Annotated in this window: 13 protein-coding genes; all 13 read right to left on the minus strand. The window is 35.1% G+C overall.

What is annotated here, in order from left to right; translation table 11 throughout:
* Nucleotides 1–367: 367 nt before the first annotated feature.
* Nucleotides 368–1501: a molecular chaperone DnaJ gene (dnaJ, locus tag PY770_RS04180; protein ID WP_014082076.1), complete on the minus strand. Its 1134-nt coding sequence runs from the start codon at nt 1499–1501 to the stop codon at nt 368–370.
* A 90-nt stretch (nt 1502–1591) separates the two neighbouring features.
* Nucleotides 1592–3436, minus strand: coding sequence for a molecular chaperone DnaK (dnaK, locus tag PY770_RS04185; protein WP_139554820.1), 1845 nt, complete (start codon nt 3434–3436; stop codon nt 1592–1594).
* 49 nt (nt 3437–3485) lie between these two features.
* Nucleotides 3486–4028 carry a nucleotide exchange factor GrpE gene (gene grpE, locus PY770_RS04190; RefSeq protein ID WP_041817803.1) on the minus strand — a complete coding sequence of 181 codons (543 nt, stop codon included), beginning with the start codon at nt 4026–4028 and terminating at the stop codon, nt 3486–3488.
* Between the two features lie 13 nt (nt 4029–4041).
* Nucleotides 4042–5082, minus strand: a complete 1041-nt coding sequence (gene hrcA / locus PY770_RS04195) for a heat-inducible transcriptional repressor HrcA (RefSeq protein WP_238331826.1) — start codon at nt 5080–5082, stop codon at nt 4042–4044.
* 92 nt (nt 5083–5174) lie between these two features.
* Nucleotides 5175–6116 (minus strand): riboflavin biosynthesis protein RibF, encoded by a 942-nt coding sequence (gene ribF, locus PY770_RS04200; RefSeq protein WP_103423025.1) that lies wholly within the window; start codon nt 6114–6116, stop codon nt 5175–5177.
* 8 nt (nt 6117–6124) lie between these two features.
* Entirely contained in the window at nt 6125–7036 is a 912-nt protein-coding gene (gene truB / locus PY770_RS04205) for a tRNA pseudouridine(55) synthase TruB (protein ID WP_014082081.1), read from the minus strand.
* A 65-nt stretch (nt 7037–7101) separates the two neighbouring features.
* Entirely contained in the window at nt 7102–7452 is a 351-nt protein-coding gene (gene rbfA, locus PY770_RS04210; protein ID WP_014082082.1) for a 30S ribosome-binding factor RbfA, read from the minus strand.
* A gap of 20 nt (nt 7453–7472) precedes the next feature.
* A complete protein-coding gene (gene infB / locus PY770_RS04215; protein ID WP_163601020.1) occupies nt 7473–9869 on the minus strand; it encodes a translation initiation factor IF-2 in 2397 nt (798 codons plus the stop codon).
* Nucleotides 9870–9885: 16 nt separating this feature from the next.
* Nucleotides 9886–10188 carry a L7Ae/L30e/S12e/Gadd45 family ribosomal protein gene (locus PY770_RS04220; protein WP_103428510.1) on the minus strand — a complete coding sequence of 101 codons (303 nt, stop codon included), beginning with the start codon at nt 10186–10188 and terminating at the stop codon, nt 9886–9888.
* Entirely contained in the window at nt 10175–10477 is a 303-nt protein-coding gene (gene rnpM, locus PY770_RS04225) for an RNase P modulator RnpM (protein WP_041817808.1), read from the minus strand. Before rnpM ends, PY770_RS04220 begins: the two co-directional genes overlap by 14 nt.
* Before the next feature lie 20 nt (nt 10478–10497).
* Complete coding sequence (nusA, locus tag PY770_RS04230) at nt 10498–11589, minus strand: transcription termination factor NusA (protein ID WP_103428509.1); 1092 nt, start codon at nt 11587–11589, stop codon at nt 10498–10500.
* A 14-nt stretch (nt 11590–11603) separates the two neighbouring features.
* Nucleotides 11604–12086, minus strand: a complete 483-nt coding sequence (gene rimP, locus PY770_RS04235) for a ribosome maturation factor RimP (RefSeq protein ID WP_014082086.1) — start codon at nt 12084–12086, stop codon at nt 11604–11606.
* 116 nt (nt 12087–12202) lie between these two features.
* On the minus strand, nt 12203–16510 hold the full coding sequence (locus PY770_RS04240; protein ID WP_275045810.1) for a PolC-type DNA polymerase III: 4308 nt from the start codon (nt 16508–16510) through the stop codon (nt 12203–12205).
* Nucleotides 16511–16550: the final 40 nt, after the last annotated feature.

The following is a 16550-nucleotide window of genomic DNA, read 5'->3' on the forward strand; positions in this document are numbered from 1 at the left end:
GGATTTGTGATTAAACAAATAAGGAAGCGGCTTGATAGCTAATATATTTTTAGAAAGGAGCAATAAGTAATTTATAAAATTCAAACTTCAAATCTAAGTAATACTGCTCCTATGTCAATAAATGCAATAAATAAAAAAGAAAAACAAATTAATATTGCTAAGTTTCTAAAAACGTTTAAGAAACATATAAAAAATAAACTCAAAAATTCATTTCTAAATGTATATAAAACTATGCTGTGGCTTCCTCTTATTTCTTTACTAGTTATTCCTATCTTTAATTTTAAGAAAAAACATGACAATTATTAAGTTTTCGTAATTATATTATTAAAAAAAGCGATTGAATTCAAAATTCAATCGCTTTTTTAAACTATTTATTCAATTTGTCTTTCAATTTCTCAAAGAAACCTTTATTTTCTTGTGATTTGTCTCCACTAGCTTCTGCAAATGCTCGCAATGCTAATTTTTGATCAGCATTAAGTTTTTTAGGGGTATCAATCATTACTTTAACTAATTCATCACCCTTACTTTCACTGTGTAAACGAGGAGCACCTTTCCCACGCAATTTGAAGACAGTGCCAGTTTGCGTTCCAGCCGGAATCTTCAATTTACCATCACCGTAAACCGTCTTAACATCGATTTCGTTACCAAGCGCAGCATCTGTAAATGAGATGGTCTTGTCATAGTAAATGGTTGAACCATTTCGTCTGAATTCTTTACTTGGTGAAACACTAAAGATAATGTAAAGATCACCATAAGGTCCACCATTTTCTCCAGCATTCCCTTGGCCTTGAAGCCGCATTTGTTGACCTTCTTCAACTCCAGCAGGAACATTAACCTCAACTTTATGTTCTTCTTCAATTTTACCGATTCCACCACATTTAGGACATCTTTCCTTAATGATTTTACCAGTTCCGTGACACTTAGGACAAGCAGTCTGGGTTTGCATTTGTCCCATTGGCGTATTAACTGTTCTCATCACAACTCCAGAACCATGACAGTCAGGACAAGTTTCCGGATGCGTTCCTGGTTTAGCACCAGTTCCATGACAATCAGGACATTGAGCTTGACGATGATAGGTAATTGTCTTTTTAGCCCCAAAAATAGCTTCGTCAAAGGTTAGATTTAGTTGGTATTGTAAATCTTCTCCTCGTCTGGGAGCAGTTGGATCTTGACGTTGACGACGACCTCCGCCAAAAAGATCACTAAAGATGTCGGAGAAGTCACCATAGTTAGCACCACCGCCAAAACCGCCACCTTGACCTCCGCCACCAAATCCTTGAGGACCATCGGCTGAACCGTATTGATCATAGTTAGCTCGTTTTTGTTTATCACTTAAAACTTCATAAGCTTCTGTAATTTCTTTAAATTTTGCTTCTGCTCCAGGTTCTTTATTAATATCTGGATGATATTTCTTTGATAGATGTCGATATGCGTGACTAATATCTTTATCGGTGGCATCTTTAGAAATTCCTAAAATATCATAATAATTTTTATCAGCCATGATAACCTCCACTTTAATTTAATTACAAAAAGCCAAAGCCAACCGAAGTGGCTTTGGCTTTTTGTAAATTTTTACTACTTTTGAATCAGATTATTTTTTATCGTCATCATGAACTTCGTGGAAGTCACCATCAACAGTGTTGTCATCTTTCTTAGATGCATCACCATTAGCAGCACCGGCTTCTCCACCTTGAGATTGTTGTTGTTGATATAACTTAACGGCAACAGCTTGAACTTTTTCGTTCAAAGCATCTTTCTTAGCTTTCATATCATCAAGGTTACCATCAGCTTTAGCTTTCTTTAATTCTTCTTCAGCGTCTTTAACCCCTTTGATTTCGTCTTCAGAAACTTTACCTTCAACGTCTTTCAAAGTTTTATCAGTTTGGAAGATTAATTGGTCAACTTCATTGTTTAAGTCAACTTCTTCTTTTTTCTTCTTATCTGCTTCTTCGTTAGCCTTGGCTTCATTCATCATCTTTTCGATTTCTTCATCAGAAAGACCATTTGAATCCTTGATAGTAATCTTTTGTTCCTTACCAGTTCCTTTATCTTTAGCAGATACATTTACGATACCATTTTTATCGATATCAAATGTAACTTCGATTTGTGGAATTCCTCGAGGAGCAGCAGGAATGTCAGTCAATTGGAAACGACCCAATGATTTGTTATCTGCAGCCATTGGACGTTCACCTTGTAAGACATGAATATCTACAGCAGTTTGGTTATCTGCAGCAGTTGAGAAAGTTTGTGATTTTGAAGTTGGGATAGTCGTGTTCTTTTCGATTAACTTAGTCATGACACCACCCATTGTTTCAATACCTAATGACAATGGAGTAACGTCAAGTAAAACAACGTCTTTAACATCACCAGTAAGCACACCACCTTGAACAGCAGCACCTAAAGCAACCGCTTCATCAGGGTTAATTGAGTGGTTAGGTTCTTTACCAGACCATTCCTTAACTGCTTCTTGAACGGCAGGAATTCTAGTTGATCCACCATTTAAGATAACTTCGTCAATATCACTAGTACTCAAACCAGCATCTTTCAAAGCATTTTCAAATGGAATCTTAGTTTTTTCAACTAAGTCATGAGTTAATTCATTGAACTTAGCACGAGTAAGCGTAGTTTGTAAATGAAGAGGGCCATTATCGTTTGATGCGATAAATGGAAGACTGATTTCAGTTTGGTTAACACCTGAAAGTTCTTTCTTAGCTTTTTCAGCAGCATCTTTCAAACGTTGTAAAGCCATCTTATCTTGAGCTAAGTCAACACCGTTTTCTTTCTTGAATTCAGCAACCAAGTAATCAATGATTCTTTGGTCAAAGTCGTCTCCACCAAGATGAGTATCACCATTAGTTGAAAGAACTTGGAAAACACCGTCACCTAATTCAAGAACAGATACATCAAAAGTACCTCCACCTAAATCATAAACAAGAATTTTTTCGTCTTTATCTTGTTTATCCAAACCGTATGCCAATGCAGCAGCAGTAGGTTCGTTAATAATCCGTTTAACGTCTAATCCAGCAATCTTACCAGCATCTTTAGTAGCTTGACGTTGGGCATCATTAAAGTAAGCAGGAACTGTAATAACTGCTTCACTAACTGTATCACTAAGGTAATCTTCAGCATAACCTTTGATGTATTGAAGAATCATTGCAGAAATTTGTTGTGGTGTGTATTTTTTACCATCAATGTCAACTGTGTATCCTTCTTCACCCATGTGACTCTTAATTGAACGAACAGTATTAGGGTTAGTGATTTCTTGACGTTTTGCCACTTCACCAACTTGAATTTCACCATTCTTAAAAGCAACTACTGAAGGAGTGGTTCTTGAACCATCAGGATTAGTGATGATTTTTGGTTTTCCACCTTCCATTACAGCAACTGCAGAGTTTGTAGTACCTAAATCAATACCAATAATTTTATTACTTGCCATTTTAAATACCTTCTTTAAATTTATTTTTTTATTTAATTAATAGTTATAACTATTGTGCTACAACTACCATTGCTGGCCGGAGCACCCGATCAGCAAGTTTGTAACCACTTTGTAAAACTTGAACAACTGTATCAGCAGGATGATCATCATCTGCTGGAACGGTTTGAACAGCTTGATGAAGTTCTGGGTCAAAAGCAACCCCATCTGCATCGATTTCCTTGATATCATTGTCATTTAATGCTTTTTCAAGGTGTTTGTAAACCATTTCGATTCCAGTTTTAAGTTGTTGACCACTATCGTTATCAACTTGAACTTGCAAAGCACGCTTTAAATCATCCATTACTGGAACGACTTCTTTAGCTAGTCTTTGTGCTCCATATTTAGCAAGGGCACTTTGTTCTTTTTGACTACGCTTTTGCATGTTTTGAATTTCAGCTTGAGCACGCAAATAATCATTTTGTGAATCGTCTAATTGTTGTTGTAATTCAGCAATTTTAGCTGATAATGCATCAACTTTAGGATCAGACTTTGGTTCTTCAACCGCTTCATCTTTTATTATCGGTTGCTTATCTTCAGCTTTTTTCTTTGACATGTTCAACCCTCCTTTACTGATCATAACTACGATAATAACCGGAAATTCGATTTTTCAATTCGTGGCGAAAGGCATCAACTACTCCCAACATATTCGGATATGACATCCGCGTTGGACCAATCAACGCAATTCTACCAATTCCATGATTACCTAAATCATAACTTCCGGTAATTATGCTGTAATCTTTTAACCAATCATTATCAAATTCAGCTCCAATTTTAACTGAAATTGGCTTTGAACTTTTTTCTAACAAAGCATCAATTCCGTTATCGTTATTAAACATCGAATATAATGATTTGATTTTAGAAAAATCTTGTTTGCCATTTTGTTCGAACATATTCATTTGACCACTAATGAAATAATGATCATCATCAATTTTACTCAAAATAGCTTGAATTGCTCGAACAAATTGATTTGTATCAGGAAGATATGTGTGCAACTCAGTCAATATTTTTGATTGAAAAACTTGTTTAACTTCACACGCAGTTTTACCAACTAATTGTTGATTTAATAAGTTAGTTGCGAGTGATAATTGTGAATCAATATACTGATTCGTTACCAAAAATGACTGACTTTCCACTTGTTCATTTCCCATTACGATTACCACCATCATGCGATTTAACCCAAGATTGACCAACTGAAGATGCTTAATTGTATTTTCAGTTGTTAATTCTGGACTAAACGTTAGGGCTGTATAATCAGTAAGATGTGAAAGGATATCAGCAGACTGACGAACAATCTCATCAATTTGCTGAAAAGAACCATCTAACATTTCACTAATGTACTCTAATCGCTTTGTATCAAGCTTTGCAGGTTTAGCTAAATTATCAATATAATATCGATAACCTTGATTAGAAGGTACTCTTCCAGAAGAAGTATGCAACTTCTCAATGAAATTTTGATGACTTAAAACGGCCATTTCATTTCGAATCGTTGCTGAACTAACATGAATCGGTAATTGTTCAGCTAAAGCCTTAGATCCAATAGGAACACCAGTTTTAGAATAATCATCAATAATATACTTTAGTATCATTGACTGTCGTTCTGTCAGCATCTTCATCACTTCCTTTTTAGCACTCACACATTTCAAGTGCTAAGGTACATTTATAGAGTACCAAGGAATAAAGTTAAGGTCAAGAATTAAGCTTAACCATTATTTTTAAAATACGTACGCGTATTAATTTCATCCCGTTTAAGTTGTTCAATCAAAGCTTCTTTACCAGTATACTTGACTTCATCACGCATTTTCTTTAGCCACCGAACTTTAACTTCATTACCATAAATATTTTGGTTAAAACCTAGGATGTTAATTTCAATTGTAACCGGATTATGATCCCCAAAAGTTACGTTTCTGCCAATGGAAGCCATCGCTGGCAACCATTGATCATTGACTAGCATGCTTACAATGTAAACTCCTTCAGAAGGAAGCTGTTGAAATTCACTATATTCAAGATTAGCAGTTGGAAAACCTAAAGTCCGTCCCCGTGCTAATCCATGAATTACTGTACCAGTCGTTTCAAATGAATATCCCAATAAATCATTAACAGTTAGCATATGACCGTCTTCTAAATTACGACGAATACGCGTAGAACTAATCTTTTTATCATCTAATCGGTCAGCTGGAACGGTGTTTACATTAAAACGGCCTTGTGCGTAACCTGGTAAATCTTTCATTGTTGCCTTTTTGGCTCCATAAGTATGGTCAAATCCTGCCACTACGGTATCAACATTCATTCGCATTAGAAAGTTATCTACAAAAGCTTGCGGTTTTTGGGCCTGGAAAGCAAAGTTATAATTCACGCGATAAACAATATCAACACCAAGCTTTGCAAACAAATCAACTTTCCTCTCCCAAATAGAAAGATACCGAGCTGCATTTCCTTCCAATTTTTTGTAAACCAGAGCAGGATGGTGATCATAAGTTAAAACTGCCAATGGTAAATCCTTTTGCTTTGCAATTTTTTGAGCTTGTTTAATCACCTTTTGATGTCCCAAATGGACACCATCAAAAAAACCCATTGCTAAAACAATTGGACGTTTAAATTCAATTTTTTTACTAATTGGATAAGACAAATTGATAACTTTCATAACTTCCCCTAATCAAGATTAAACATTTTAAATGGTTTATATTGTTGCTTTTCTTCACTGCGTTCGTATAATGCTCGATCAACTCCATCATAACAAAGTAAAACAAATTCATCATTTGAATTAACTTCATTAAAACGCAAAAAAGCTCCATTTTTGATACGAGACCATTGTTGATCTGTCAAATTAATTTTGACATAATTTTCCAAAGCTTTACCAATTGGATAAATTAATGATGCTAATTCACCATTTTGGGAAGCTTTTTCTAATTGTTCAAAAGTAACTGTTTCGTCTAATGTGAAACCTCCACTTTTAATTCTAGTTAGTTGTGACATTACAGCAGGAATACCAAACTTTTTTCCAAAATCTACAGCCAATGTTCTCACATATGTCCCTTTACCACAGCCTACTTCAAAAAAAATGGTTTGCGTGTGCGTTTTTTCATCAATGATTGATTGACCTAGTTCTTTAAAGTAATCTATTCTAGCAATTCGTTTTGGCCGTTCAACTGTTTCACCATGACGAGCATAATCATATAGACGACGACCGTTAACTTTCACAGCTGAAAACATCGGTGGAATTTGAGTAATGTTACCAACAAAATTATTTAAACCAGTTTGAATTTGTTTATCAGTTAAAGGTTTAAAGTCATAATTTTCAGCTATAATTTCTCCATCTAGATCTTCAGTAGTTGTTGAAAAACCTAACGTAATAGAACCCCGATAGATTTTTCCAGATGCCATTAAAAAATCTACTACTTTAGTGGCATGACCTAAACAAACTGGTAAAACACCATCTACATTAGGATCTAAGGTTCCACTATGTCCAATTCTTTTTTGGTGAATAATATGCCGCATTTTACTGATACAATCAAAACTCGTCATGCCCAATGGTTTATATAAAGGAATTATTCCAGTAATCATGTTATCACCTCATTTATTTATGTACGCAAAAATGACTGAGAACGAGCTGTTCTCAGTCACCTTTTTTATTGTTCGCGTTTTAATTTATTAATTAATTCATCAATCTTACTTCCGTATTGAATTGATTGATCCTTTTCAAAATGAATCTCAGGTGTAACGTAAATACTCAAACGATGTCCAAGTTCACCACGGATTAATCCAGTAGCTTTATCAAGTCCTTTTTGAACTTGTTCTTGATCTTTTTCATCGTCTTTTAAAGTACTATAAAAAATAGTAGCTTGTTGTAAATCACCAGTAGCTTTAACTCCAGTGATTGTTATTCCTTGAACTCGAGGATCACGAACTCTTTTTAGTAGAATATCATCTACTTCTCGTTGAATTTCTTGTTGTAATCTTCCAACCCGATATTGAGCCATGTCAAAACTCTCCTTTCTAATTATTTAGGAGCAACTTCTTTCATTTGGTAGGCTTCAACAACATCTCCTTCTTTGATGTCATTGTAATTTTCAATTGTAAGTCCACATTCATGACCTTGCTTAACTTCTTTAACATCATCTTTGAAACGCTTCAAACTACCAATTTCACCGTCATATTTAACAACGTTATCACGAATTAAACGAACTTTACTGTCATTCTTAATGTAACCTTCGTTTACCATTCCACCAGCAATTGTACCAACTGCTGAAGCTTTGTAAATTTGACGAACTTCAACACTACCGGTAACTTCTTCAACAAAAGTTGGATCAAGTTTACCTTTCATAGCTGCAGTCACATCATCAATGGCGTTATAGATAACTTGGTAAAGACGAATATCAACTTTATCAGTTTCTGCTTGAATTTTTGCTTGAGGTGTAGGACGAACGTTAAATCCAATAATAATTGCATTACTTGCTTTTGCAAGTGCAATATCACTTTCATTAACTGCTCCAACTGATGAGTGAATTACGTTAACATTAACACCTTCTACATCAATTTTCTTTAAACTACCAGCAAGTGCTTCAACTGAACCTTGTACATCTGCTTTAATAATGACATTAACTTGTTTCATATCTTCTTGTTTCATTGAATCAAATAAATTATCAAGTGTAACTCGATTATTTTGTTTACGTTCTTCCATTTGTGCTTCTTTAGCACGTTCTTCTCCAGCAGCACGAGCCGTTTTTTCATCATTAAAGACAATGAAACGATCTCCTGCTTCTGGAACGTCATTCAATCCAGTAATTTCTACTGGAGTTGATGGTGTAGCAGATTCAATTTCTTGACCAAGCTCGTTTGTCATTGTACGAACACGTCCAAAAGTATCACCAACAACAATTGGATCACCTTTATGAAGTGTACCTTGTTGTACAAGTAACGTAGCAACAGGTCCTTTACCACGATCAAGTCGAGCTTCAACTACTGAACCAGCTCCATTTTGTTTAGGGTTAGCTTTAAGTTCCATCACGTCTGCTTGAAGAAGAACCATATTAAGTAAATCATCAACGTTAGTACCATTTTTAGCTGAAATATCAACAAAAATAGTATCACCACCATAATCTTCTGGAACTAAACCATAACCCATTAATTGTTCTTTAACGTGGTTAGGATTTGCTCCAGCTTTATCGATCTTATTAACGGCTACGATAATTGGAGTTCCAGCAGCTTTAGCATGATCAATTGCTTCCACGGTTTGTGGCATAACTCCATCATCAGCAGCAACAACTAAAATTGTAATATCAGTGATATTTGCTCCACGAGCACGCATTTCAGTAAAGGCCGCATGTCCAGGTGTATCCAAGAAGGTAATGTCTTTTCCATCAAGATGGAGTTGGTAAGCACCAATTGCTTGAGTAATTCCACCGGCTTCTCCAGAAGTGATATGAGAATGTCTCAAATAATCAAGTAAAGTGGTTTTACCATGATCAACATGTCCCATGATTGTAACAACTGGTGGACGAGGTGCCTCATAAGCTGTATTATTTTCTGCTTCTTCAAAGAACTTATCAATATCTGAAACATCGACATGTTTCTTTTCTTCAGCCTTAATTCCATAATCTTCAGCTAAAACTTCGATTGTATCTTTATCAAGTGATTGATTTTGATTAACCATCATTCCAAGCATAAATAATTTCTTGATAATTTCTGCTGGTTCACGATGTAATAACTTACCTAAATCTTGAGCATTCATCCCATCTTCGTAAGTTAATACTTCTGGCAATGGACGATCTTTACGTACTGAAGGTCCCTTTTTCTTATTTTGACGAATTCGTTGGTTTTTTGAATACATACTAACAAATGGATTACGCCCTTTACGGTTATTACGACGTTTTTTCTTGTTATTACGGTTGTTTAAACTACCACCAAATTTTCCGCTTCCACTATCGGTTGAACGAGTTTGAGTTGTACTTGTACTCTTAGCATGCGTTTGTGTTTTATTAGTAGTTTGTTGTGGCTTTCCACTATTTCTTTGAGCGTTGTTGTTATGTGAATTATTGCTATGTTGAGTTTTACTTGCACTATGATTGGTATTTGAGTGATTGCCTTGCTGATTACTATTAACATGGTTGTTATTAGATGGCTTTGCACTATTAGTACGATTTTGTGAAGCGGTAGTTGTGTGATGGTTACCACTATTTGTATGAGTACTCTTAGCACCTGCAGGTTTAGCTGTTGTTTTTTTAGCAGCTACTTTGTGGTTACTATTTAACATTGCTTTTACCGTCTTTTCTTCTGCAGCATCTAATCCAGACATATGGTTTTTAACATCATATCCTTTTGATTGAGCTGCTGTTAGGATTTTTTTACTTGGCAAATTTAATTCTTTGGCCAATTCATAAATTCTCTTTTTAGGCATAGAATCACTCTCCTTATTATTCGTTTAATTCATTTAATTTCCTCGCAAAACCATTATCTGTGATTCCCACAATTGTTCGACTTTGACCAATTGCATCGCTTAAATCACTTTTAGTAATTTCATGATTAAATGGAACATTATAAAAATCAGTCTTATTTAGAAATTTTTTGGTTGTACTTGCACCAGTATCTGAAGCAATTAAAAGAAATTTAACTTTTCCTTTTTTTATTGCATTTAAAACAATTCCTTCTCCTGAAACTATCTTACCAGCCCGACGTGCAATTCCCAAAAGATTTAGTATCTGATTATAATTTGTCATTTCGCTTTAATTCTTCCCGTGCCTGAACGTGATCAACGTAATCAATCAAATTATCGTAAAAATCATCAGTTAATTCAACATCAAAAACTTGATCTAACAAATGTTTAGCTTTTGCATTTTTAACTGCCTCAACGTTAATCCGAACATAAGCACCACGACCAGGCTTTTTACCCGTATCATCTAAAGAAACTTCCATTTCCTTGTTACGAACAATCCGAATTAATTCACGTTTAGGAAACATTTCTCCCGAAATAACGTCTTTACGCATAGGTACCTTACGAGTTTTCATGACTAGATTCCTCTCAGAAATTATTCTTCAGATTCATTAGTTTCTTCTACAAGTTCATCTTTATCATCACTTGTTCCATTTGCTTCTGATTCTGGCTTGATATCAATCTTATAACCAGTTAGACGAGCTGCTAAACGAGCATTTTGTCCACGTTTACCAATGGCAAGTGAAAGTTGGTCATCTGGTACAATTACTGTACATGATTTTTCTTCGCCGTCTTTAAAGATTACATCTAAAACATCAGCTGGATTCAAAGCATTAGCAATGTATTGAGCAGGATCTTCATCCCACTGGACAATATCCATGTTTTCGCCACCTAGTTCATTAACGATATCTTGAACTCTTTGACCACGAGGACCAACTGTAGTTCCAACTGGATCAACGTTTGCATCATGAGAACGAACTGCAACTTTAGAACGATCTCCAGCTTCACGGGCAATTGACACAATTTCAACAATTCCATCATAAACTTCAGGAACTTCTTGTTCAAATAAACGCTTTAATAATCCAGGAGCAGTTCGACTAACAAAGACTTGAGGTCCTTTAGCCGCATCATCAACCTTGGTAACGTATACTTTGAGTTTTTCTTGTGGACGATAAATTTCATTTGGCATTTGATCATTATGTTCCATAACGGCTTCAACACCGTCCATCATCAAATAAACAAATCGATTATCTTGACGTTCAACTTCTGCATTAATTAGTTCGTCTTGATATTTACTATACTTGTTATAAACAGTTTCACGTTCTGCTTCACGAACCCGTTGCATAATAACTTGTTTAGCAGTTTGAGCAGCAATTCGTCCAAAATTTTCAGGAGTAACTTTAAACTTAATTTCATCGCCAAGTTCATAACCACGATTGATTTTCAAAGCGTCTTCCAAGCTAACTTCCAAACGTGGATCAGCAACTTCCTCTACAACCTTCTTTACAGCATAAACATTCATATTACCTTTACGTTCATCAAAATCAACTTGAACGTTTTGTGCTTGGTCATAATTACGTTTGTATGCTGAAACTAAAGCTAATTCAAGTGTTTCAATTACTACTTCTTTTTTAATGCCTTTTTCTTGTTCTAAAGCATCAAGAGCACCTACTAATTCTTTACTCATATTATTTCTCCTAACTAAAATTCAATTGCTAATCTGGCTTTTGAGATTAACTTGCGAGGAATCTTAACTTCTTTACGACGAGTCTTATCTTTTACAATCAAGGTTAAATCATCATCATTAAGTTCTTTAAGGGTTCCTTCGTACATTTTCTTTCCATCTAATTTTTGATAGAGAGAAACATTAATGTAGTCATTAATAGCATTTTGATAGTCTTGTTCATTATTCAATGGTCGTTCTGCACCAGGAGATGAAACTTCTAAGAAATATTGATCTGCAAATGGATCAGGATCAATTTCATCCAGTTTTTCACTTAATTGATCACTAACTAGGACACAATCATCAATTGAAATACCATTATCTTTGTCGATAAAGACACGTAGGTACCAACTTCCACCTTCTTGTACATATTCAATACTGTATAGATAAAAATTATTTTCGTCTAAGATTGGTTGTACCGTTTCGGTAACTTTATCAATAATTTCGCTAACTTCGCTCAACTATTTACCTCCAAAATTTTCCAATAAAAAGGGCGAGCATTTTCTGCTCACCCTTAAAAGAGTTTTTAATTACTGTCCTTAATATAACACAGTCAAACCATTATCACAATCAAAGACTACATCATATCAAAGAGACTAAGCTGATTTTCATCGGGCAAGCCTTTTAAGACTCCATTTTTCGTCATATATTCAATGATCGTTTTAGAAACTTTTCCACGTTTAGCAAGATCTTCTTTAGAAATAAATGGTTTATCAGCTCGAGCTGCCACAATTTGTTTAGCAACATTCAAACCTAATCCTGGAACGGCACTAAATGGAGCAATCAATTTGTTGCCATCCATTAACCATTCTGATGCATCCGAACGATCAAGATCAATCATTTCAAATTCAAATCCTCGCTCAATCATTTCATTGGCCAATTGTAAGACCGTCAATAAATTCTTTTCTTTAGTAGATGCATCATTTCCTTTGTCTTCAATTTCTTTCATGGCTGCTTTAACCGCATCTTTACCATGAGACATTGCCTCAACATCAAAATCATCGGCACGAACTGAGAAATAAGCAGCATAGTAAACTAATGGGAAATACACTTTGAAGTACGCAATTCGAAGTGCCATCCAAACGTATGCCGTTGCATGCGCCCGTGGGAACATGTATTTAATCTTTAAGCATGAGTCAATATACCATTCAGGCACATTAGCATCACGCATCGTTTGTTGCCATTCATCTTTTATTCCCTTACCTTTACGAACTTTTTCCATAATTTGGAATGACGTTTCAGAATCAACTCCATAATTAATTAAATCGGTCATGATGTTATCACGACATCCGATAACGTTAGAAATTGTGGCAGTTCCATCTTTAATTAATTCATCGGCATTTCCTAACCACACATCAGTACCATGTGACAATCCAGAAATTTGAAGTAAGTCAGAAAAATTTTGGGGATGAGTTTGTTCAAGCATTCCTCGAACAAATCGGGTCCCAAATTCAGGGATTCCTAAGGTTCCTGTTTTTGATTGAATTTGTTCCTCCGTCACCCCTAAAATTTCTGGGCTACTGAAAATTGACATCACTCCAGCATCATTTACTGGAATCGTATAAGGATCAATTCCCGACAAATCTTGGAGCATCCGAATCATAGTTGGATCATCATGACCCAAAATATCCATTTTTAAAATGTTGTCATGAATCGAATGGAAATCAAAATGAGTAGTTTGCCATGCTGATGATTGATCTTCCGCAGGATATTGGATTGGCGTGAAATCATAAATATCCATATAATCTGGAACAATGATGATTCCAGCTGGATGTTGACCGGTCGTTCGTTTAACGCCAGTTGCACCTTTAGCGAGTCGATCAATTTCGGCACCTCTAAAATGTTTACCGGTATCACGCTCATATGCTTTTACATACCCATAAGCTGTTTTATCGGCGACTGTTCCAATTGTACCGGCACGATATACGTTCTTTTCACCGAACAAAACCTTAGTATAATTATGAGCAATTGCTTGATAATCACCAGAGAAGTTCAAATCGATATCAGGAACCTTATTTCCTTTGAAACCAAGGAACGTTTCGAAAGGAATATTATGACCATCACCAATTAAAGTTGTACCACAATTGGGACATTCTTTTTTTGGTAAATCAAAACCAGAACTGTATTCACCTTTAGTGAAAAATTCTGAATAATGACATTTAGGACAACGATAATGAGGAGGAAGTGGATTAACTTCGGTAATTCCAGTCATCGTAGCAACTAAACTAGATCCAACTGAACCACGGGATCCAACTAAATAACCATCTTTATTACTTTTTGCTACTAATCGTTGTGAAATTAAATAAATAACTGAGAATCCGTTTCCAATAATTGATTTTAATTCTCGCTCAACTCGTTTCTCCACAATCTCAGGAAGTTTTTCTCCGTACAATTCATGAGCTTTATCGTAGGTCCGCTGTTTAATTTCATCCTCTGCACCCTCCATTTTGGGAGTATACAATTTATCTTTTAGCGGATGAATTTCTTCAACTGAATCTGCAATTTGATTAGGATTATCAACAACAATTTTTTCAGCTTGATCTGCACCTAAAAAGTTAAAATCTTTTAACATTTCATCCGTTGTCCGAAAATGTAAATCGGGTAATTCAGTTCGATTAAGTGGATTAGCTCCACCCTGTGAATTAATTAAGATTTTTCGATAAATATAATCATGTGGATTAAGATAATGGGCATCACCGGTTGCTACTAGTGGAATGTTAACTTCATTAGCAACGTCAGCCATATTTTTAATAATTTCTTGTAATTTGCCTCGGTCACTAATTAACTTAGAATCCAATAATGGTTGATAAGCTGCTTGAGGCTGAACTTCAAGGTAATCATAAAATTTAGCTTTTTCTAGTGCTTCTTGTTTACCTTTTTGCATTATCGCAGTAAATACTTCACCACTAGAACAGGCAGAACCAATTAAAATTCCTTCACGATACTTTTCTAATTCACTTCGCGGAATTCTTGGAACTCGATAAAAATACTTAATGTGTGCTAAAGAAACTAATTTAAATAAATTTTTTAATCCAGCTTGCGTTTTGGCCATCAAGATGGCATGAAATGGTCGAGCATGTTTGTATGCATCGTTTTCAGTCATATGATCATTTAACTGATCATGATATTGAATATCATATTTATCTTCAGCATCCTTTAAGAAAAGATAATTCAAATGACCAGTTGTTTCAGCATCATAAATTGCTCGATGATGATGTTCCAAAACAACATCAAACTTTTTAGCTAACGTATTTAACCGATAACTTTTGTAGTTTGGATATAAAAAACGGGCTAAAGTTAAAGTATCGATAATTGGATTTTTGATTGGTTCCATCCCATGACGGGCATATCCAGTATTCATAAATCCAATATCAAAAGTAACGTTATGTCCAACCACAATGGAATCACCACAAAACTCACGGAACATTTTGAAAACTTCTTCTTCTGATTTTGAACCAGCTACCATATCATCCGTAATCGAAGTTAGATTAGTGGTTTGTTCAGAAAGATGAAATCCAGGATCAATGAATTGTTCAAATTCTTCAATCACATTATTTCCCTGCATTTTAACTGCTGAAAGTTCGATTACACGGTCATAAATGGCTGACAATCCAGTGGTTTCAGTATCAAACACAACATAAGTTGCATCTTTTAAACCAACATGTTTGTCATTGTATGCAATGGGTTCACCATCATCAACTACGTTTGCTTCCATTCCATATAACATTTTAATGTCATTATTTTGAGCAGCATTAAATGCTTCGGGAAATGCTTGTACGTCATCATGATCAGTAACCGCAATTGCTTTATGTCCCCATTTTTTTGCTTGTTTAACAAAATCTGAAATCGAATTAGTAGCGTCCATTTGACTCATATTAGAGTGAAGATGCAATTCAGCCCGCTTTTTATTTGCAGTATCTTCACGTTCGGCATGAGTTGCTGGATTAATATCATAAGCATTCATTGCAAGTTCATGCGAATAATTATCTTCCTGAACACTCCCGCGAGCAGTTATCCAACTACCTTCTTCCAAATTAGCAAACTTAGCTCCCTCTTCATCATCCTTTGAAAACTTCTTAATTGTGATTGAGGAGGTGTAGTCAGTAATCTTTAAGATCATTAAAGATCGCCCGGACCGTAATGCCCGAATTTCTTTACTAAAGACATACCCATTAACTACCACAGAACGTTCTTCTTCAGTAATATTTTCCAATGGCGTAATATCTACGTTATCAGCAATTTTTCGACCAATCATAACGCTACCTGAACTAGCAGGAACTTTTTGCGCATTTGCTTTGGCTGCAGCAACTTGAGCTTTTTTTGCTAGTTTTTCATCACGCTCTTTTTTAGCTGCCTTTAATTCTTTAATTCTTTCTTGAGATTCTGTTTCGTCGACCATTGTATTAATCGTAAATTTAGGAAAACCAGCTTTTTGATAAGTACTTAAAATTGGTTCAATAGCTTTGTTATTCATAAAATCTTTTATCAAGTCGTTAACAGCATAAAAGTTTACACGTCCATCATCTAGTTCAGGAACGTTATTATCACAAAGCTCATGTAATAAACTAGATTGAATACCACAATTATTAACTGCCCATTGCCAATAATCACCAATTTCACGATTAGTTAAGTTATCCTGTTGTGTTTGAATGTAAAAATCAACCTTAGCAATATTGCTAAAGGCTGTCTGTAAACCAGTTACAAAATCGATAAACGCTTGGTATGAAAGAACATGTGGGATAAAAAAATGAAAATCCCATTGTTTTGACTTTTGATGAACTCGAACTTGCTCAATTTCAGCGTTTTCAAATTCTGAACGATATTCGTCATTAATTTTGATTTGATCTAATAATTTATTAAACTTTTCTTTATTATTTAAAGGCATCTTTTCCTCCCCTCTAAACGAACAAAAAAGACCAGTAAAT

It is taken from the genome of Fructilactobacillus sanfranciscensis (assembly GCF_029023685.1).
In the GTDB taxonomy this organism is placed as follows: domain Bacteria; phylum Bacillota; class Bacilli; order Lactobacillales; family Lactobacillaceae; genus Fructilactobacillus; species Fructilactobacillus sanfranciscensis.

Bases quoted from the DNA above. Each gene is read 5' to 3' on its own strand.
- dnaJ (WP_014082076.1), bottom strand. From the start codon at position 1,501: ATGGCTGATAAAAATTATTATGATATTTTAGGAATTTCTAAAGATGCC.
- dnaK (WP_139554820.1), bottom strand. From the start codon at position 3,436: ATGGCAAGTAATAAAATTATTGGTATTGATTTAGGTACTACAAACTCT.
- grpE (WP_041817803.1), bottom strand. From the start codon at position 4,028: ATGTCAAAGAAAAAAGCTGAAGATAAGCAACCGATAATAAAAGATGAA.
- hrcA (WP_238331826.1), bottom strand. From the start codon at position 5,082: ATGCTGACAGAACGACAGTCAATGATACTAAAGTATATTATTGATGAT.
- ribF (WP_103423025.1), bottom strand. From the start codon at position 6,116: ATGAAAGTTATCAATTTGTCTTATCCAATTAGTAAAAAAATTGAATTT.
- truB (WP_014082081.1), bottom strand. From the start codon at position 7,036: ATGATTACTGGAATAATTCCTTTATATAAACCATTGGGCATGACGAGT.
- rbfA (WP_014082082.1), bottom strand. From the start codon at position 7,452: ATGGCTCAATATCGGGTTGGAAGATTACAACAAGAAATTCAACGAGAA.
- infB (WP_163601020.1), bottom strand. From the start codon at position 9,869: ATGCCTAAAAAGAGAATTTATGAATTGGCCAAAGAATTAAATTTGCCA.
- PY770_RS04220 (WP_103428510.1), bottom strand. From the start codon at position 10,188: ATGACAAATTATAATCAGATACTAAATCTTTTGGGAATTGCACGTCGG.
- rnpM (WP_041817808.1), bottom strand. From the start codon at position 10,477: ATGAAAACTCGTAAGGTACCTATGCGTAAAGACGTTATTTCGGGAGAA.
- nusA (WP_103428509.1), bottom strand. From the start codon at position 11,589: ATGAGTAAAGAATTAGTAGGTGCTCTTGATGCTTTAGAACAAGAAAAA.
- PY770_RS04240 (WP_275045810.1), bottom strand. From the start codon at position 16,510: ATGCCTTTAAATAATAAAGAAAAGTTTAATAAATTATTAGATCAAATC.